Source organism: Streptomyces sp. ADI95-17 (assembly GCF_003846175.1).
GTDB classification, from domain to species: domain Bacteria; phylum Actinomycetota; class Actinomycetes; order Streptomycetales; family Streptomycetaceae; genus Streptomyces; species Streptomyces sanglieri.
On record NZ_ML123045.1, the window covers coordinates 1,026,000 to 1,043,823 of the forward strand.

Annotated in this window: 13 protein-coding genes and 1 pseudogene; 9 read left to right on the forward strand and 5 right to left on the reverse strand. The window is 71.6% G+C overall.

Translation table 11 applies throughout. The annotated features are described in order from the left end of the window. Nucleotides 1–360 precede the first annotated feature (360 nt). Nucleotides 361–1,419 (reverse strand): annotated as a pseudogene (locus EES42_RS12680) (ADP-ribosylglycohydrolase family protein); the annotation flags it as partial. A 263-nt stretch (nt 1,420–1,682) separates the two neighbouring features. Between EES42_RS12680 and EES42_RS12685 the strand changes: the two are divergent. From EES42_RS12685 to EES42_RS12695, 3 genes are all read left to right on the forward strand, one after another. Then, on the forward strand, nt 1,683–2,417 hold the full coding sequence (locus EES42_RS12685; RefSeq protein ID WP_124718227.1) for a VIT1/CCC1 transporter family protein: 735 nt from the start codon (nt 1,683–1,685) through the stop codon (nt 2,415–2,417). Nucleotides 2,418–2,850: 433 nt separating this feature from the next. Then, the gene (gene gltB, locus EES42_RS12690; RefSeq protein WP_124718228.1) at nt 2,851–7,410 is read left to right on the forward strand and encodes a glutamate synthase large subunit; all 4,560 of its coding nucleotides are present in this window, start codon (nt 2,851–2,853) and stop codon (nt 7,408–7,410) included. Then, nucleotides 7,403–8,863: a glutamate synthase subunit beta gene (locus tag EES42_RS12695; RefSeq protein ID WP_124718229.1), complete on the forward strand. Its 1,461-nt coding sequence runs from the start codon at nt 7,403–7,405 to the stop codon at nt 8,861–8,863. Before gltB ends, EES42_RS12695 begins: the two co-directional genes overlap by 8 nt. A 122-nt stretch (nt 8,864–8,985) precedes the next feature. On the opposite strand, the gene EES42_RS12700 is transcribed toward EES42_RS12695, so the two are convergent. Next, a complete protein-coding gene (locus EES42_RS12700; protein WP_124718230.1) occupies nt 8,986–9,909 on the reverse strand; it encodes a rhomboid family intramembrane serine protease in 924 nt (307 codons plus the stop codon). Between the two features lie 141 nt (nt 9,910–10,050). Here EES42_RS12700 and EES42_RS12705 point away from each other — a divergent pair, with 141 nt between their 5' ends. The 3 genes from EES42_RS12705 (at nt 10,051) to EES42_RS12715 (ending at nt 11,949) form a co-directional block, all read left to right on the forward strand. Then, entirely contained in the window at nt 10,051–10,797 is a 747-nt protein-coding gene (locus EES42_RS12705; RefSeq protein WP_124718231.1) for a vWA domain-containing protein, read from the forward strand. Then, nucleotides 10,794–11,357 carry a HutD/Ves family protein gene (locus EES42_RS12710; RefSeq protein WP_124718232.1) on the forward strand — a complete coding sequence of 188 codons (564 nt, stop codon included), beginning with the start codon at nt 10,794–10,796 and terminating at the stop codon, nt 11,355–11,357. The genes EES42_RS12705 and EES42_RS12710 overlap by 4 nt, the downstream gene beginning before the upstream one ends. A gap of 85 nt (nt 11,358–11,442) precedes the next feature. Further along, nucleotides 11,443–11,949, forward strand: coding sequence for a pyridoxamine 5'-phosphate oxidase family protein (locus EES42_RS12715; RefSeq protein WP_124718233.1), 507 nt, complete (start codon nt 11,443–11,445; stop codon nt 11,947–11,949). Here EES42_RS12715 and EES42_RS12720 read toward each other — a convergent pair. From EES42_RS12720 to EES42_RS12730, 3 genes are read right to left on the reverse strand one after another with little or no spacing between them, the layout of a single operon-like run. Then, nucleotides 11,929–12,957: an acyl-CoA dehydrogenase family protein gene (locus tag EES42_RS12720; RefSeq protein WP_124718234.1), complete on the reverse strand. Its 1,029-nt coding sequence runs from the start codon at nt 12,955–12,957 to the stop codon at nt 11,929–11,931. The genes EES42_RS12715 and EES42_RS12720 overlap by 21 nt on opposite strands. Next, nucleotides 12,957–14,102 carry an acyl-CoA dehydrogenase family protein gene (locus EES42_RS12725; RefSeq protein ID WP_124718235.1) on the reverse strand — a complete coding sequence of 382 codons (1,146 nt, stop codon included), beginning with the start codon at nt 14,100–14,102 and terminating at the stop codon, nt 12,957–12,959. Before EES42_RS12725 ends, EES42_RS12720 begins: the two co-directional genes overlap by 1 nt. Then, nucleotides 14,102–14,974 (reverse strand): enoyl-CoA hydratase, encoded by an 873-nt coding sequence (locus EES42_RS12730; protein ID WP_124718236.1) that lies wholly within the window; start codon nt 14,972–14,974, stop codon nt 14,102–14,104. Before EES42_RS12730 ends, EES42_RS12725 begins: the two co-directional genes overlap by 1 nt. Nucleotides 14,975–15,067: 93 nt before the next feature. Here EES42_RS12730 and EES42_RS12735 point away from each other — a divergent pair, with 93 nt between their 5' ends. The 3 genes from EES42_RS12735 to EES42_RS12745 are packed head-to-tail and all read left to right on the forward strand — an operon-like array spanning nt 15,068 to nt 17,706. Then, entirely contained in the window at nt 15,068–15,850 is a 783-nt protein-coding gene (locus EES42_RS12735) for an SDR family oxidoreductase (protein WP_124718237.1), read from the forward strand. 55 nt (nt 15,851–15,905) lie between these two features. After that, nucleotides 15,906–16,517 (forward strand): TetR/AcrR family transcriptional regulator, encoded by a 612-nt coding sequence (locus tag EES42_RS12740; protein WP_124718238.1) that lies wholly within the window; start codon nt 15,906–15,908, stop codon nt 16,515–16,517. A gap of 31 nt (nt 16,518–16,548) precedes the next feature. After that, nucleotides 16,549–17,706 carry an acetyl-CoA C-acetyltransferase gene (locus EES42_RS12745; RefSeq protein WP_124718239.1) on the forward strand — a complete coding sequence of 386 codons (1,158 nt, stop codon included), beginning with the start codon at nt 16,549–16,551 and terminating at the stop codon, nt 17,704–17,706. The last annotated feature ends 118 nt before the right edge of the window (nt 17,707–17,824 follow it).

Below are 17,824 nucleotides of genomic sequence, written 5' to 3' on the forward strand. Positions count from 1 at the left end.
GGGGGTGCGGGAGGCGTCGTACGGGGGTGGTGGTGCGTCGGCGGTCGTACGCGGTTCGCTCCGGGGCCCGTCGTTCCGGGCCGCGGCCGCGACTGCGACTGCGATCGGGGTCGCGACTGTGACCGTGTCCGTACCCGTGTCCGTACCCGTGTCCGTACCCGTGTCCGTGCCCGTGTCCGCGACTGTGTCCGTGCGCCGGCGGGTCCGGGCCGGGCCCCCGTCGGCGGTGCCGCCGTCGCGCGCGGCGTCGGCTCCGTGCGCCGGGGCCGCCCCGCCCAGCGTGTGCGCCGCCCCGTCCGCCCCGCGCGTCCCATCCACCTCGCTCGCCTCGCCCGCTGCCTCCGCCACCTCCTCCGCCTCGTCCGGAGTCAGCAACTCCGCGATCTCCAGGACGTGGTGCCCCCGCATCGTCGGCAGACAGCTGCCCCGGACCGGGCCGATCGCGTCCCCCCAGTGCCGCGGAATCGCGGACGCCCCGTTCAGCGCGCCGGCCAGGGCCCCCGCCACCGCGGCCGTGGTGTCCGCGTCGCGGCCCATGTTGACCGCCGTCAGCACCGCCGTACGGAAGTCGCCGCGCGCCGCCGCGAACGCCCCGAAGGCCAGGCCCACCGCCTCGGGTGCCAGGTCCGTCCACGGGTAGCCGCCGACCACCACCGCTGAGCGCACCGCACGTTCCATGGTGAGCCGGTCGGGGTAGCTCCGCTGTGCGGCCGCCACCGCGCGCCGGAGCGAACGCGCCGTCCAGGAGTCCATGGGGACGACCGACAGCGCGGCGGCGATCACCGATGTGACCCCGGTACCCGTCATCGCGGCGGCCACCCCGGCCGCCACCGCCTGGCCGCCGTAGATGCCCTCCCCGTCATGGCTGACCCGCCCGTCCACCGCGACCAGCCGCGCCGCCTCGTCCGGCCGGCCGGCCGCGAAGACGCCGAACGGTGCCGCCCGCATCGCCAGGCCGTCGCTCCAGGCGTGCCGGTGCTGGGCGGAGATCGGGGCGGCGAGCCCCCGGCGCAGATTCTCCAGCGTTCCCCGCTCGCTGAACCCGGCACCCCGGAACGGCCCCTCGTCGAGATCGGCGATCCACAGGTGCCAGGCCCGCTCCACGTGTGTGACGGTCAGCGCGGAACCGTGCCGGGCGAGCAGCAGCCCGGAGAAGATCGCGTACTCGGTGTCGTCGGTGCCCGCGGGGTCGTCGCTCACGAAGCCCTCGATCCGGCCCCAGCGACGACGGATCTCCGAGGGCCGCAGATTCTCCGCCGGTGCGCCCAGCGCGTCCCCGACCGCGAGCCCGAGCAGTGAGCCGCGGGCCCGGTCGGCCAGGTCTCCCCGCGGCGCCCCGCTCCGCCCCGCGCGCTCCGGCATCCCCGGTTCCGCGCCGCCGGTCCGCGGCTCCGCCGGATTTCCTGCGATCAACTCCATCGCGTCGACCCTTCGCTCGCACCGAGCCAGTTCTCGTCCTCCTCGATCTGTGCCACGCGAAGCGCCGACAGAGGCCGACAATCGCAACAAAAGGGCCAGTCGGATGAAGGGCCAGAGGCGCTGAGGAAGGTCGTACTTACCTGCTCACGGAGCGTGGTAAGTACGGCCTGCCTTGCTGGCGGGAGCCGTTTTTCGTGCGTACTTTCGATGGTGTTGAGCGGGGGCGGAGCGAGGTGAACCCGCTGCCGGAGAAGGGGAGAGGCATGTCCATCATCGAGACCGACGCCGTACTGCACGAGGCGCACCGCGACAACCACACCCACCGTGATGTGAACGGCGGCTGGCTGCGTCCGGCGGTCTTCGGTGCCATGGACGGGCTGGTCTCCAACCTCGCGCTGATGACCGGCGTCGCGGGTGGTGCCGTCTCCCAGCAGACGATCGTGATCACCGGTCTGGCGGGCCTGGCCGCCGGCGCGTTCTCCATGGCGGCCGGCGAGTACACCTCCGTGGCCTCGCAACGCGAGCTGGTCGAGGCCGAACTCGACGTCGAGCGGCGGGAGTTGCGCAAGCACCCCAAGGACGAGGAGCGGGAGCTCGCCGAGCTCTACGAGTCCCGCGGTGTCGAGCCGGAGCTCGCCCGCGAGGTCGCGAGGCAGCTGTCGCGCGACCCGGAGCAGGCGCTGGAGATACACGCCCGCGAGGAGCTGGGCATCGACCCGGGCGATCTGCCCTCGCCGCTGGTCGCCGCGGTGTCGTCGTTCGGCGCGTTCGCGCTGGGCGCCCTGCTGCCCGTGCTGCCGTACCTGCTCGGTGCGAGCGCGCTGTGGCCGGCCGTGCTGCTGGCGCTGGTCGGGCTGTTCGCCTGCGGCGCGGTGGTGGCCAGGGTGACGGCCCGCAGCTGGCTGTACAGCGGGCTGCGTCAGCTGGTGCTGGGCGGGGCCGCGGCCGCCATCACCTACGGACTGGGCACGCTGTTCGGTGTGGCCGTCGGGAGCTGACCCGCACCCCGCACCCCGGACGTCGAAGGAACGGGCAGGCATACCCGCAGGCGGGGGTGCCTGCCCGTAACGTGTCCGCCACCCGTGTGACGTACGTCTTGGTGAACGCCTCTGGGCGGAACGGCCGCCACAGGCTTAAAATGAGTCCCTATGCAGGGCTACACATAAGTAGCCGTTACTCGGCGGTTTCATTTCCTTTGCCGCCGGGCATGACCCGTAGACACCGCAGGCAACGACGCCTGCTCTCTGCGGTCCCCCTCGGGCGCCGATCCTCCGACTGCGCCCCACCCCACCGTCTCGGACGGTGTCCGCATGTTGGAACGAACTATCCGCTTCTTGAGAAGCGCCCCATCATGTAACCTGCACGAAATTTCGCAGAGGGCCAACGTCGTCCCTCGGCACTGCACATGCCACGACGACGACGGGAGAGCCAATGCGCATCGACGCCTGGTCGCCCATGGACGGTCGCCCCGCCCAGCAGGGGATGTACGACCCCCGTAACGAGCACGACGCCTGCGGTGTCGGGTTCGTGGCCACTCTGACCGGTGTGGCCAGCCATGAGCTGGTCGAGCAGGCGCTGACCGTGCTGCGCAATCTCGAACACCGCGGGGCCACCGGATCCGAGCCCGACTCCGGCGACGGCGCCGGGATCCTCCTCCAGGTGCCGGACGCCTTCCTGCGCGAAGAGACCGCCTTCGAGCTCCCCGAAGCCGGTGCCTACGCCGTCGGAATCGCCTTCCTGCCCGCCGACGACTCCACCGAGGCCGTCCGCAAGCTGGAGAAGATCGCCGCGGAGGAGGGCCTCAAGGTCCTCGGCTGGCGTCAGGTCCCCGTCACCCCCGGCATCCTCGGCAACGGCGCCCGCGCCACCATGCCCGAGTTCCGTCAGCTCTTCGTGGCGGACGGTGAGAGCACCGGCATCGCCCTCGACCGCAAGGCCTTCGTGCTGCGCAAGCGCGCCGAGCGGGAGACCGGGGTGTACTTCCCCTCGCTCTCCGCCCGCACGATCGTCTACAAGGGCATGCTCACCACCGGGCAGCTGGAGCCGTTCTTCCCGGACCTCTCCGACCGCCGCTTCGCCACCGCGGTCGCCCTGGTCCACTCGCGGTTCTCCACCAACACCTTCCCGAGCTGGCCGCTCGCCCACCCGTACCGCTTCGTCGCGCACAACGGTGAGATCAACACGGTCAAGGGCAACCGCAACTGGATGAAGGCCCGCGAGTCCCAGCTCGCCTCCAGCCTCTTCGGCAGCGAGCAGCTCGACCGGATCTTCCCCGTCTGCACCCCCGACGCCTCCGACTCCGCCTCCTTCGACGAGGTCCTGGAGCTGCTCCACCTCGGTGGCCGTTCGCTGCCGCACTCGGTGCTGATGATGGTTCCCGAGGCGTGGGAGAACCACGACTCCATGGACCCGGCCCGGCGCGCCTTCTACCAGTACCACTCCACGATGATGGAGCCCTGGGACGGCCCGGCCTGCGTCACCTTCACCGACGGCACCCAGGTCGGCGCGGTCCTGGACCGCAACGGTCTGCGCCCCGGCCGCTACTGGGTCACCGACGACGGTCTCGTCGTGCTCTCCTCCGAGGTCGGCGTCCTGGACATCGACCCCGCGAAGGTCGTCCGCAAGGGCCGCCTCCAGCCCGGCAAGATGTTCCTCGTCGACACCGCCGAGCGCCGCATCATCGAGGACGACGAGATCAAGGCCGCCCTCGCCGCCGAGCAGCCCTACGGCGACTGGCTGGAGACCGGCGAGATCGAGCTGGAGGACCTCCCCGAGCGGGAGCACATCGTGCACACGCACGCCTCCGTCACCCGCCGCCAGCAGACCTTCGGCTACACCGAGGAAGAGCTCCGCGTCATCCTCGCGCCGATGGCCCGCACCGCCGGCGAGCCGCTCGGCTCCATGGGCACGGACTCGCCGATCGCCGCGCTGTCCGAGCGCCCCCGGCTGCTCTTCGACTACTTCACCCAGCTGTTCGCCCAGGTCACCAACCCGCCGCTGGACGCCATCCGCGAGGAGCTCGTCACCTCGCTGCGCTCCACGCTGGGCCCGTCGGGCAACCTGCTGGAGCCGAACGCCGCGTCCTGCCGCAGTGTCACGCTGCCGTTCCCGGTGATCGACAACGACGAGCTGGCCAAGCTGATACACATCAACGCCGACGGCGACATGCCGGGCATGAAGGCCGCCACGCTCTCCGGTCTCTACCGGGTCGGCGGCGGCGGTGACGCGCTGGCCGCGCGGATCGAGGAGATCTGCACCGAGGTCGACGCCGCCATCGAGGACGGCGCCCGCCTGGTCGTCCTCTCCGACCGGCACTCCGACGCCGAGCACGCCCCGATCCCGTCGCTGCTGCTCACCTCGGCCGTCCACCACCACCTCATCCGCACCAAGCAGCGCACCCAGGTGGGGCTGCTGGTCGAGGCCGGGGACGTCCGCGAGGTCCACCACGTCGCGCTGCTCATCGGCTACGGCGCCGCCGCGGTCAACCCGTACCTGGCGATGGAGTCCGTCGAGGACCTGGTCCGCGCCGGTACGTTCATCGAGGGCATCGAGGCCGAGCAGGCCATCCGGAACCTGATCTACGCGCTCGGCAAGGGCGTCCTGAAGGTCATGTCCAAGATGGGCATCTCGACGGTCGCCTCCTACCGGGGCGCCCAGGTCTTCGAGGCCGTCGGCCTGGACGAGGACTTCGTCGCGAAGTACTTCAACGGCACCGCCACCAAGATCGGCGGCGCCGGCCTCGACGTCGTCGCCAAGGAGGTCGCCGCCCGCCACGCCAAGGGCTACCCCGCCTCCGGCATCTCCGCCTCGCACCGTGCGCTGGAGATCGGCGGCGAGTACCAGTGGCGCCGCGAGGGCGAGCCGCACCTGTTCGACCCCGAGACGGTCTTCCGCCTCCAGCACGCCACCCGCAACAAGCGCTACGACATCTTCAAGAAGTACACCGACCGGGTGAACGAGCAGTCCGAGCGGCTGATGACGCTCCGCGGCCTGTTCGGCTTCAAGAGCGACCGCGAGGCGATCGACATCGACGAGGTCGAGTCCGTCTCCGACATCGTCAAGCGCTTCTCCACCGGCGCCATGTCGTACGGCTCGATCTCCCGCGAGGCGCACGAGACCCTCGCCATCGCCATGAACCAGCTGGGCGGCAAGTCCAACACCGGCGAGGGCGGCGAGGACGCCGACCGGCTCTACGACCCGGCGCGCCGCTCGTCCATCAAGCAGGTCGCCTCCGGCCGCTTCGGCGTGACCAGCGAGTACCTGGTCAACGCGGACGACATCCAGATCAAGATGGCGCAGGGCGCCAAGCCCGGCGAGGGCGGCCAGCTGCCCGGCCACAAGGTCTACCCCTGGGTCGCGAAGACCCGGCACTCCACCCCGGGCGTCGGCCTCATCTCGCCGCCGCCGCACCACGACATCTACTCCATCGAGGACCTGGCTCAGCTGATCCACGACCTCAAGAACGCCAACCCGGCGGCCCGCATCCACGTGAAGCTGGTCTCCGAGGTCGGCGTCGGCACGGTCGCCGCCGGTGTCTCCAAGGCACACGCGGACGTCGTCCTGATCTCCGGCCACGACGGCGGAACGGGCGCCTCCCCGCTCACCTCCCTGAAGCACGCGGGCGGCCCCTGGGAGCTCGGCCTCGCCGAGACCCAGCAGACCCTGCTGCTCAACGGCCTGCGCGACCGCATCGTCGTACAGACCGACGGCCAGCTGAAGACCGGCCGCGACGTCGTCATCGCCGCACTGCTGGGCGCCGAGGAGTTCGGTTTCGCGACCGCGCCGCTCGTCGTGTCCGGCTGCGTCATGATGCGCGTCTGCCACCTGGACACCTGCCCGGTCGGCATCGCCACCCAGAACCCCGTCCTGCGCGACCGGTTCTCCGGCAAGGCCGAGTACGTCGTCAACTTCTTCGAGTTCATCGCCCAGGAAGTCCGCGAGATCCTCGCCGAGCTCGGCTTCCGTACGATCGAAGAGGCCGTCGGCCACGCCGAGCTGCTCGACACCGACCGTGCGATCACGCACTGGAAGGCGCAGGGCCTGGACCTGAAGCCGCTCTTCCACGTCCCCGAGCTGCCCGAGGGTGCGGTCCGCCACCAGCGGGCCGAGCAGGACCACGGTCTCGCCAAGGCCCTCGACAACGAGCTGATCAGGCTCGCCGCCGACGCCCTGAACGCGGACAGCGCCGAAGCCGCACTGCCGGTCCGGGCCCAGATCGCGATCCGCAACATCAACCGGACCGTCGGCACCATGCTCGGCCACGAGGTGACGAAGAAGTTCGGCGGCGCCGGCCTGCCGCAGGACACCATCGACATCACCTTCACCGGCTCCGCGGGCCAGTCCTTCGGCGCGTTCGTGCCGAGCGGCGTCACGCTGCGCCTGGAGGGCGACGCCAACGACTACGTCGGCAAGGGCCTCTCCGGCGGCCGCGTCGTCGTCCGCCCGGACCGCGGCGCCGACCACCTCGCCGAGTACTCCACCATCGCGGGCAACACCATCGCCTACGGCGCCACCGGCGGCGAGCTGTTCCTGCGCGGCCGCACCGGTGAGCGGTTCTGCGTCCGCAACTCCGGCGCCACGGTCGTCTCGGAGGGCGTGGGCGACCACGGCTGCGAGTACATGACCGGCGGGCACGCGGTCGTCCTCGGCGAGACCGGTCGCAACTTCGCCGCGGGCATGTCGGGCGGTGTCGCGTACGTCATCGACCTGAACCGCGACAACGTCAACGCCGGCAACCTCGGTGCCGTCGAGACCCCCTCCGACGCCGACAGGCAGTGGCTGCACGATGTGGTGCGCCGCCACCAGGAGGAGACCGGATCCACGGTCGCCGAGAAGCTGCTTGCCGAGTGGGACACCGCCGTGACCCGCTTCAGCAAGATCATCCCGTCCACCTACAAGGCAGTGCTCGCCGCCAAGGACGCCGCTGAGCTCGCCGGTCTCTCCGAGCAGGAGACCACCGAGAAGATGATGGAGGCGGCGACCAATGGCTGACCCCAAGGGCTTCCTGACCACCGGGCGCGAGGTCGCCGAGACCCGCCCCGTGGGCGAGCGCGTCAAGGACTGGAACGAGGTCTACGTTCCGGGCTCGCTGCTCCCGATCATCAGCAAGCAGGCCGGCCGCTGCATGGACTGCGGCATCCCGTTCTGCCACAACGGCTGCCCGCTCGGAAACCTCATCCCCGAGTGGAACGACTACGCCTACCGCGAGGACTGGTCGGCCGCGTCCGAGCGCCTGCACGCCACGAACAACTTCCCGGAGTTCACCGGGCGGCTCTGCCCGGCCCCGTGCGAGTCGGCGTGCGTGCTCGGCATCAACCAGCCGGCCGTCACCATCAAGAACGTCGAGGTCTCCATCATCGACAAGGCGTGGGGCAACGGTGACGTCACCCCGCAGCCGCCCGAGCGGCTCTCCGGCAAGACCGTCGCCGTGATCGGCTCGGGCCCGGCGGGTCTCGCCGCCGCCCAGCAGCTGACCCGGGCCGGCCACACCGTCGCCGTGTACGAGCGCGCCGACCGCATCGGAGGGCTTCTCCGGTACGGCATCCCCGAGTTCAAGATGGAGAAGGCGCACATCAACCGCCGCATCGAGCAGATGCGCGCGGAGGGCACCAAGTTCCGCACCGAGACGGAGATCGGCCGCGACATCGACGCCGCCAAGCTCCGCCGCCGCTACGACGCGGTCGTCATCGCCGCCGGTGCCACCGTCTCGCGCGACCTGCCCGTCCCGGGCCGTGAGCTGAACGGCGTGCACTTCGCCATGGAGTACCTGCCGCTGGCCAACAAGGTGCAGGAGGGCGACCTGACGGTCTCCCCGATCACCGCCGAGGGCAAGCACGTCGTCGTCATCGGCGGCGGCGACACCGGCGCCGACTGCGTCGGCACCGCCCACCGCCAGGGCGCGCTCTCCGTCACCCAGCTGGAGATCATGCCCCGGCCGGGCGAGGACCGGAACGCCAACCAGCCCTGGCCGACCTTCCCGATGCTCTACAAGGTCACCTCCGCGCACGAGGAGGGCGGCGAGCGGGTCTACTCCGTCTCCACCACCCACTTCGAGGGCGACGAGGACGGCAACGTCCAGGCACTGCACCTGGTCGAGGTGGAGTTCAAGGACGGCAAGCCGGCGCAGAAGCCCGGCACCGAGCGGTCCATCCCCGCGCAGCTGGTCACCCTCGCCATGGGCTTCACCGGCACCGACCAGGCCAACGGTCTGGTCCAGCAGTTCGGCCTGGAGCTCGACGAGCGCGGCAACGTCGCGCGCGACGCGGACTACGCCACCAACGTCGACGGGGTCTTCGTCGCCGGTGACGCAGGCCGCGGCCAGTCCCTCATCGTGTGGGCCATCGCCGAGGGCCGCTCCGCGGCCCGCGGGGTGGACCGCTTCCTGACCGGAGCCAGCGCCCTGCCGGCCCCGATCCGCCCGACGGACCGTGCACTGACGGTCTGATCACGGCACACACAGACGTCCCGCACAACGGCGTGCGGAACTGAACGCGGCGCCTGCCCGTCCCCGACCGGACGATTCGGCAGGCGCCGTGGCGCGTCCGGGGCCGGTCCGCCGGCCCCGGCTCAGCCCGTCAGCGCGGAGTTCTTGAGCACCACCAGCAGCACCAGCACGGCGAACAGCACCACACACGCGGCGGCCTGGACCGTCGTACGGCGCTTCGCCGGGGCGTAGGCGTACGCCACGGTGACGATGCCGCCCGTCAGGAGACCGCCCAAGTGGCCCTGCCACGAGGCGAATCCGGCCGAGATCAGCATCCAGATCAGGAAGCCGGCCATGAACCGGTTGACCGCCCGCATGTCGCGGCCCAGCCGCCGGTTGATGACGTAGAACGCCGCCCCGAGCCCGAAGATCGCACCCGAGGCGCCCACCGTGCCGGTGTACGGCGCGATCAGATGGACCAGGACCGAACCGCCCAGCGCGGACAGCAGATACAGCGCGAGATAACGGGCCCGGCCGAGCTGCTCCTCCACGACCCGGCCCAGGTTCCACAGCGCGTACATGTTGAACAGGATGTGCAGCACCCCGAACGGCAGCGAACCGAGGGACGAGCCGCCCGGCGGCAGATGCAGGAAGGACCCGGTCAGCAGCCGGTACCACTCGCCGCCCACCACCCCGATCACATCGAAGCCGGGGAAGTCCCCGGCCTCGTAGACGTACTGCTCGCCGTCCGGGCCGTTCAGCCCCGCGCCGAGCATCGCGAACCGGTCGATGATCCCCGGACGGACCAACTCGCCCAGGTACGCAGCGATGTTGAGCCCGATCAGCACATACGTGACGATCGGCACCGCGGTCCGCGCAACCGACCCGCCGAACACCGTGCGCGCCTGCCGGACCGAGCGCTGCCCCTCCTTCACGCACTCCACGCAGTGGTGGCCGACGGCGGCCTCGCGCATGCAGTCGGGGCAGATGAAGCGTTCGCAGCGGGTGCAGCTCACATACGTCTCGTAGGACGGATGGCGATAACAGGTGGTGACCGCGGCCTCCACGGCAGGCTCCTTCACGGGTGGGTGGACACGAGCGGCCGGTGGGGACGGCGGCAGATCAACATAGCGAACACCGCCCGGCCGGGGCATGCCCGGGTGGCCTACGCTCAAAGGTCCCGGCACGTCGAGGATCGGAGACACCGCATGGCCGGCTCGCCCGCCGCCGCAACAGGTCCGGCCATCAGCCTCCGCAAGATCGAGGAGAGCGCGCCCGCGCTGGTCAGCCTCTACAAGAGCGCCGCGGTCTCGTTGACGAAGCACCGCATGAGCGGCGAGCGCGCCGCGGTCTATCTGGTGCTCGACTACTCCGGCTCCATGCGGGAGTACTACAAGGACGGCAGCGTCCAGGCACTGGCCGACCGGGTGCTGGGGCTCTCGGCCCATCTGGACGACGACGGCCGCGTCCCCCTCGTCCTGTTCTCCACGGAGGTCGACGCCGTCACCGACATCGCGCTGGACGACCACCGCGGCCGGGTCGACGCGATCGTGGCCGGCCTCGGGCACATGGGGAAGACCAGCTACCACCTGGCCATGGACGCCGTCATCGACCACTACCTCGACAGCGGTTCCACCGCGCCCGCGCTCGTCGTCTTCCAGACCGACGGCGGCCCGATCAGCAAGCACGCGGCGGAACGCTATCTCTGCAAGGCGGCGAAACTCCCGCTGTTCTGGCAGTTCATCGGCTTCGGCAACAAGCGGAGCAACCAGTTCGACTTCCTGCGCAAGCTCGACGAACTGGCCGTGCCCGCCAGGCGCGCCGTGGACAACGCCGGGTTCTTCCACGCCGGACCCGACCCGCGCCAGGTCCCGGACGCCGAGCTGTACGACCGGATCGTCGCCGAATTCCCGCAGTGGCTGGCCTCGGCCAGGGCCCAGGGGATCGTCAAGTGACCGCCCGGGTACTGCGCGCGGCCGGCCGTACGGCCACGCCCTGGAAGAACGGCGGGGGAGTCACCCGGGAGATCGCTGCGTACCCCGAGGGCGCGCCGATGGACGCCTTCGACTGGCGGGTCAGCCTCGCCGAGGTGACCGAGGACGGGCCGTTCTCCGCCTTCCCCGGCGTCGACCGCATTCTGACCGTGGTCGAGGGCGCCGGCATGGACCTCATGGTGGACGGTGAGCACCACATCGTCGACGAGCCGTACTGGCCGCACGACTTCCCCGGCGACTCCGAGACCGGCGGCACTCTGCTCGGCGGCCCCGTCGTCAACCTCAACGTGATGTGCCGCAGGGGGCGGACGAGCGCGGCCGTCGCGGTGGTGCGCGGCACCGTCCGGCTGTCGGCGCCCCCGGGCGGGGCGGTGCTCGCCGTCGCGCTGGAGGACGGCGCGGTGCTCGACGGCACGGAGCTCGAACTCGACCGCTACGACGCCCTGTTGACGCGGGATGCGGCAGCGGGGGTGCTCCGGACCCACGGGTGGGCGCTGCTGGTCACCCTCTCGGAAGGCTGAGCCGGACGGGCCGGAGGGCGGACGGGTCGGCGCGGGCCGGAAAATCAGGACAGAAGATGTCGGGTATCCACGGTTCCATGGACGCATGACATCGAGTTCCTGGGAAGATTTCCGGTCGGCGGAGCCTGCCTTCGCCGACACCGTCCGGGCCCGCTTCCAGCTCTACAAGCACCACGTCCTGGCGACCCTGCGCAAGGACGGATCGCCGCGCGTGACCGGTCTTGAGGTGGACTTCCGCTTCGGTGAGGTGTGGCTCGGCATGATGCCGAACTCGCGCAAGGCGCTGGACCTGATGCGCGATCCGCGGTTCGCGGTGCACGCCAACCCCGGACCGGACGCCGAGATGGCCGACGGTGACGTCCGGATCTCCGGCCGCGCGGTGGAGGTGACCGACCCCGCCGTGCTGGCCCGCTTCATCGAGGAGGTGAAGCCGCCGGAACCCTTCCACCTCTTCCGGGCGGAGCCGACCGAGGTGGTGCACACCGGGATCGAAGGCGGCGACACCATGGTCATTCAGACATGGCGCCCCGGTCACCCGCTGCGCACCTTCCGAAAGGGCAACGAGGACGGCTCACCGACCGCGACCGCCTGAGAGCCTGTCGGGCGCGGCCGGCCCGTCGGCGAGCACCCGCGCCCGGCACGCCCCAGGCGTCCCCCAGGCGTCCCGCAGCGGGCGGGCCTTCCGCAGCCACAGCGCCAGATCCAGCTCCTGCGTGTACCCCACCGCACCGTGCAGCTGCAGAGCCGTCCCGGCCGCCGCGTACCCCGCCTCGCCCGCCGCCACCTTGGCCGCCGCCACCTGTGCGCCGGCGTCCGGCGCGTCCCCGGCCAGCGCGAGCGCCGCCCCGTACAGCAGCGGACGGGCGAACTCCAGCCCGATCAGGGTGTCCGCCAGCCGGTGCTTCACCGCCTGGAACGAGCCGATGGCCACACCGAACTGGGTGCGCTGCTTCACGTACCCGACCGTGGACCGCAGCAGCGCCTCGCCCGTGCCGAGCGCCTGCGCCGCCGTCACGAACGCCGCCCACCCGGCCGCCCGTGCCGCCGCCCCGGCCACCCGGGTCCCCGACGCGAGCAGTTCCCCGCCCGGTGCGGGGCGCCACAGCCGCCGGGCCGGGTCGGACGACACGTTGAGCGCGCCGGGACCGGGCGCGAGCCGCAGCTCGTCACCGGTCACCGTGAACACCGCGTCCACCGCGTCCGCGTCCAGTGCGTACGGCCCGTGCCCGTCCGTCCGGAGCGTCGCCGACGCCGCGCCCGATGCCAGCCGGGGCAGCCACTCCTTGGCCGCCGGGCCGCCCACCTCCGCCAGCAGCACCGCCGCCGCGACCGTCTCCACCACCGGCCCCGGCACCGCGTGCCGCCCCAACTCGGTGAAGGCGACTGCGAGTTCGACCGGCAACGGGCCGACGCCCTCGTACGCCTCCGGCACCGCGAGCGCGAAGACCCCCGCTGCCGCCAGCCGGGCCCACAGGTCCCTGCCCGGTCCGTGGTCCCCGGCGGCCCAGGCCCGTACCACCGAAGGGGTGTCCGCGGCGGTCAGCATCGCGTCCAGCGAGCGGGCGAACTCCCGCTGCTCGTCGTCCAGGAGGAAACGCATCAGCGCCGTCCCTTCGGCAGGCCGAGCAGCCGCTCGGCGATGATGTCGCGCTGGATCTCGTTGGTGCCGGCGTAGATGGGGCCCGCGAGGGAGAAGACGTACCCCTCGGCCCAGTCGGACGTGGCGAGTTCCGCGTCCGGGCCCAGCAGGTCGAGCGCGGTCTCGTGCAGGGCGATGTCGTACTCGGACCAGAACACCTTGTTCAGGCTGGACTCCGCGCCGATGGCCGACCCGGCGGCGAAGCGCGAGGCGTTGGCGGCGGTGAAGAGCTGATACGCGCGCGCCCCGATCACCGCGTCCGCCACCCGGTCCCGCGTCGCCGTGTCCGACGGGTCGCCGTGGGTCCGCCAGAGCACGGCCAGCCGGTCGGCGGCGGCCAGGAAACGGCCGGGGGAGCGGAGCGTCAGCCCCCGTTCGTTGCCCGTTGTCGACATGGCGATACGCCAGCCCTGGCCGGGCTCCCCGATGACGTCCTCGTCCGGTACGAAGACCTCGTCCAGGAACAGCTCGGCGAAGGCCGGCTTCCCGTCGAGCCGCCCGATCGGCCGGACCGAGACCCCGGGCGCCGACAGGTCGAACATCAGATACGTCAGCCCGTGGTGCGGTTTCGCCGCGCCCGGATCGCTGCGGAAGATGCCGAACGCCCGGTCCGCGAAGGCGGCCCGGGACGACCAGGTCTTCTGCCCCGAGAGCAGCCAGCCGCCGTCCGTACGCACCGCCCGCGAACGCAGCGACGCCAGGTCCGAACCCGACTCCGGCTCGGACCAGGCCTGCGCCCAGATCACCTCGCCGCTCGCCATCGACGGCAGGACCCGCGCCCGCTGCTCGTCCGTGGCGTGGTCGAAGAGCGTCGGAGCGAGGAGGTTGATGCCGTTCTGCGAGACCCGGCCGGGGCCGCCCGCCGCGTAGTACTCCTCCTCGAAGATCAGCCACCGGAAGATGTCGACGCCCCGGCCGCCGTACTCGGCCGGCCAGGAGACCACCGACCAGCGGTCCGCGTACAGCCGCGCCTCCCACTCCCGGTGCGCGGCGAAGCCCTCGGCGGTCTCCAGCGACGGCAGCGGGGCCGCGGGCACATGGGCCCGCAGCCACCGGCGCGCCTCGTCCCGGAACGCCGTCTCCTGCTCCGTGCCCGACAGATCCATCAGCCGTCCGCCTTCTTCTTCATCGAGGCGATGTCCATGCCGCCCAGCGGATCCGCCGCCGTCTCCGCGTTGTGCGCGTGGGCGAGGTGGTGCAGCCCGAAGACGGAGTCCATCCCGGTGTGCATCCCCTGGAGGTCCTCGGCCTGGTTGACCGCACGCTTGGTGAGGGCCAGCCCGAGCCGGGGCATCGCGGCGATCCGGAGCGCCAACTCGTGGGTGATGTCCGCAAGTTCGTCCCGCTCAACCACCTTGTTCACCATGCCGACCTCGTACGCCCGGCGGGCGCTCATCCGGTCGCCGGTGTACAGGAACTCCTTCGCGATCCGGGGCGGCATCACCCAGGGATGGGCGAAGTACTCGACACCGGGAATGCCCATCCGCACCACCGGATCGGCGAAGAAGGCGTCCTCGCTCGCCACGATCAGGTCGCAGATCCAGGCGAGCATCAGCCCGCCGGCCACGCAGGCGCCCTGCACGGAGGCGACGACCGGCTTCGGCAGCTCGCGCCACCGCCTGCACATGCCCAGATAGACCTCCGACTCGCGGGCGAAGCGGCTCTCCGCGCCGGCCTTGTCGGAGTGGTCCCACCACAGGCCCGCCCGGCGCTCGAAGGGCAGATGCGCGTCGCGCTCGGGCGTGCCGATGTCATGGCCCGCCGAGAAGTGCTCCCCGGCGCCGGCCAGCACGGCCACCTTGACCTCGGAGTCCTCGGCGGCCCGGTAGAACGCGTCGTCCAGGGCGTAGGTCATGGCCGAGTTCTGGGCGTTGCGGTAGCGCGGGCGGTTCAGCGTGAGGTACGCGACCGGGCCGCGGCGCTCGTACAGCACCGGGCCGTCCTGGCCGGCGGCGGAGGGGTCGTGGGCAGAGGGCATCGGCTCATCCTTCCCTAACAAGTGTTTGGTAGGTTAACGTACGGGCACGAGCACCGTCGAGGACCCGCGGGCCGGGACCGAGGAGGTACGGGCGTGAGCGCACCGCAGTACGTATCCGGGCACGGGCTGCTGGCCGGCCGCACCGCCGTCGTCACCGCGGCAGCGGGCGCCGGCATCGGCGGCGCCACCGCCCGCAGATTCCTGGAGGAGGGCGCCCGCATCGTCATCGGCGACGCGCACGCCCGCCGGCTGAAGGAGACCGAGCAGGCGTTCGCCGAGGAGTTCGGCGCGGACCGGGTCGCCGCACTGCCCTGCGACGTCACCGACGAGACCCAGGTCCGGGCCCTGTTCGAACTCGCCGAACGGACCCACGGCGGCCTCGACATCGTCGTCAACAACGCCGGCCTCGGCGGCACCGCCGAACTCACCGAGATGACCGACGAGCAGTGGACCAAGGTCCTCGACGTCACCCTGAACGGCACCTTCCGCTGTACCCGGGCCGCCCTGCGCTCCCTCAGGGCGGCGGGCCGCGGCGGCATCGTCGTCAACAACGCCTCCGTCGTCGGCTGGCGCGCCCAGAGCGGCCAGGCGCACTACGCCGCCGCGAAGGCCGGCGTCATGGCGCTCACCCGGTGCGCCGCGATCGAGGCCGCCGAGTACGGCGTACGCGTCAACGCCGTCGCGCCCAGCCTCGCCATGCACCCGCACCTGGTGAAGGTCACCTCCGCCGAACTCCTGGACGAACTGACCGCGAAGGAGGCCTTCGGCCGGTACGCCGAGCCGTGGGAGGTCGCCAACGTCATCGTCTTCCTCGCCAGCGACTACTCCTCGTACCTGACCGGCGAGGTCGTCTCCGTCAGCAGTCAGCGGGCCTGACCGTGCGACGGCACGGGACACCCCCGGCAGTGGCCGTCGGGCGGAGAATGGCCGGGTGCCTACCAAGAAGAAGCCCCAGGTGACCCCCTCGCCCGAGCGGCGCCGCGAACTGCTCGCCACCGCCGCCGAGGTCTTCGCCGCCCAGGGATACAACGCCACCACCGTCCGCAAGATCGCGGACGCGGCCGGGATGCTCGCGGGCAGCCTCTACTACCACTTCGATTCCAAGGAATCGATGCTCGACGAGATCCTCTCGACCTTCCTCACCGAACTCTGGGAGGGGTACGACACGGTCCTCGCCGCCGGGCTGGCCCCCAGGCGGACCATCGAGGCGCTCGTCACCGAGTCCTTCCGGGAGATCGACCGGCACCGCGCCGCCGTCGCCATCTACCAGAAGGAGGCCAGGCATCTGGCCGACCAGCCGCGCTTCCAGTACCTCGCCGACTCCCAGCAGAAGTTCGAGAAGGCCTGGCTCGGCACGCTGGAACGCGGCGTCGCCGACCACAGCTTCCGCGCCGACCTGGACATCCGCCTGACCTACCGCTTCGTCCGCGACACGGTCTGGGTCGCGGCGTCCTGGTACCGGCCGGGCGGACTGCACAGCCCCGAGGAGATCGCCCGCCAGTACCTCTCGATGGTCCTGGACGGCATCGCCCTCGACACCTGACCCCACCCGCGCTCACCAAGGAGCAGCAGTCATGGCCGAGGCATACATAGTCGAAGCGGTACGCACCCCGGTCGGCCGGCGCGGGGGCGGCCTCGGCGCCGTCCACCCCGCCGACCTCGGCGCCCACGTCCTCAAGGCCCTCGTCGAACGGAGCGGGATCGATCCGGCGGCCGTCGAGGACGTGGTCTTCGGCTGCCTCGACACCGTCGGACCGCAGGCCGGCGACATCGCCCGCACCTGCTGGCTGGCGGCCGGACTGCCCGAGGAGGTTCCCGGCGTGACCGTCGACCGCCAGTGCGGCTCCTCCCAGCAGGCCCTGCACTTCGCCGCCCAGGGCGTCCTCTCCGGCACCCAGGACCTGGTGGTCGCGGGCGGCGCCCAGTCCATGACGCAGATCCCCATCGCCTTCGCCTCCCGCCAGGCCGCCGAACCCCTCGGGCTGACCGAGGGCCCGTACGCGGGCAGCGAGGGCTGGCGCGCCCGGTACGGCGACGCCCCGGTCAACCAGTTCCACGGGGCCCAGCTGATCGCCGAGAAGTGGGACATCAGCCGCCGGGACATGGAGGAGTTCGCGCTCCGCTCCCACCGGCGCGCGATCCGCGCCATCGACGAGGGCCGCTTCGCCCGCGAGACCGTCGCCCTCGCGGGTGTCACCACCGACGAGGGGCCGCGCCGCGACACCACCCTGGAGAAGATGGCGGGGCTGAAGCCGGTCCTGGACGGCGGCACCATCACCGCCGCTTGCTCCTCGCAGATCTCCGACGGCGCCGCCGCCCTGCTCATCGCCTCCGAACGCGCCGTCGCCGAGCACGGCCTCACCCCGCGCGCCCGCGTCCACCACCTCTCGGTGCGCGGCGAGGACCCGATCCGCATGCTGTCGGCACCGATCCCGGCCACCGCGTACGCGCTCAAGAAGGCCTCGATGACCCTCGACGACATGGACCTGGTCGAGATCAACGAGGCATTCGCACCCGTCGTCCTGGCCTGGCTGAAGGAGACCGGGGCCGACCCCGACCGGGTCAACGTCAACGGCGGCGGGATCGCCCTCGGTCACCCGCTCGGCGCAACCGGCGCGAAATTGATGACGACCCTGCTGCACGAACTGGAGCGCACCGGCGGCCGCTACGGCCTCCAGGTCATGTGCGAGGGCGGCGGCCAGGCGAACGTCACGATCATCGAACGGCTCTGACCGCGGACCCGGTCCGGACCCGGCCGCCGGGCCGCCGCGACACCGGTCGCGCCAAGGATTCCGGCGGCTTTCGGGGCCCCGCCCGGCCAGTTCCCGCAAGGGCCGGACCCGAATCCGC

What these genes read in the sequence shown, in the direction of transcription:
- EES42_RS12720 (WP_124718234.1), bottom strand. Translation starts at nt 12,957, where the DNA reads ATGCGTTTCCTCCTGGACGACGAGCAGCGGGAGTTCGCCCGCTCGCTG.
- EES42_RS12685 (WP_124718227.1), top strand. Translation starts at nt 1,683, where the DNA reads ATGTCCATCATCGAGACCGACGCCGTACTGCACGAGGCGCACCGCGAC.
- EES42_RS12725 (WP_124718235.1), bottom strand. Translation starts at nt 14,102, where the DNA reads ATGGATCTGTCGGGCACGGAGCAGGAGACGGCGTTCCGGGACGAGGCG.
- gltB (WP_124718228.1), top strand. Translation starts at nt 2,851, where the DNA reads ATGCGCATCGACGCCTGGTCGCCCATGGACGGTCGCCCCGCCCAGCAG.
- EES42_RS12730 (WP_124718236.1), bottom strand. Translation starts at nt 14,974, where the DNA reads ATGCCCTCTGCCCACGACCCCTCCGCCGCCGGCCAGGACGGCCCGGTG.
- EES42_RS12705 (WP_124718231.1), top strand. Translation starts at nt 10,051, where the DNA reads ATGGCCGGCTCGCCCGCCGCCGCAACAGGTCCGGCCATCAGCCTCCGC.
- EES42_RS12715 (WP_124718233.1), top strand. Translation starts at nt 11,443, where the DNA reads ATGACATCGAGTTCCTGGGAAGATTTCCGGTCGGCGGAGCCTGCCTTC.
- EES42_RS12695 (WP_124718229.1), top strand. Translation starts at nt 7,403, where the DNA reads ATGGCTGACCCCAAGGGCTTCCTGACCACCGGGCGCGAGGTCGCCGAG.
- EES42_RS12745 (WP_124718239.1), top strand. Translation starts at nt 16,549, where the DNA reads ATGGCCGAGGCATACATAGTCGAAGCGGTACGCACCCCGGTCGGCCGG.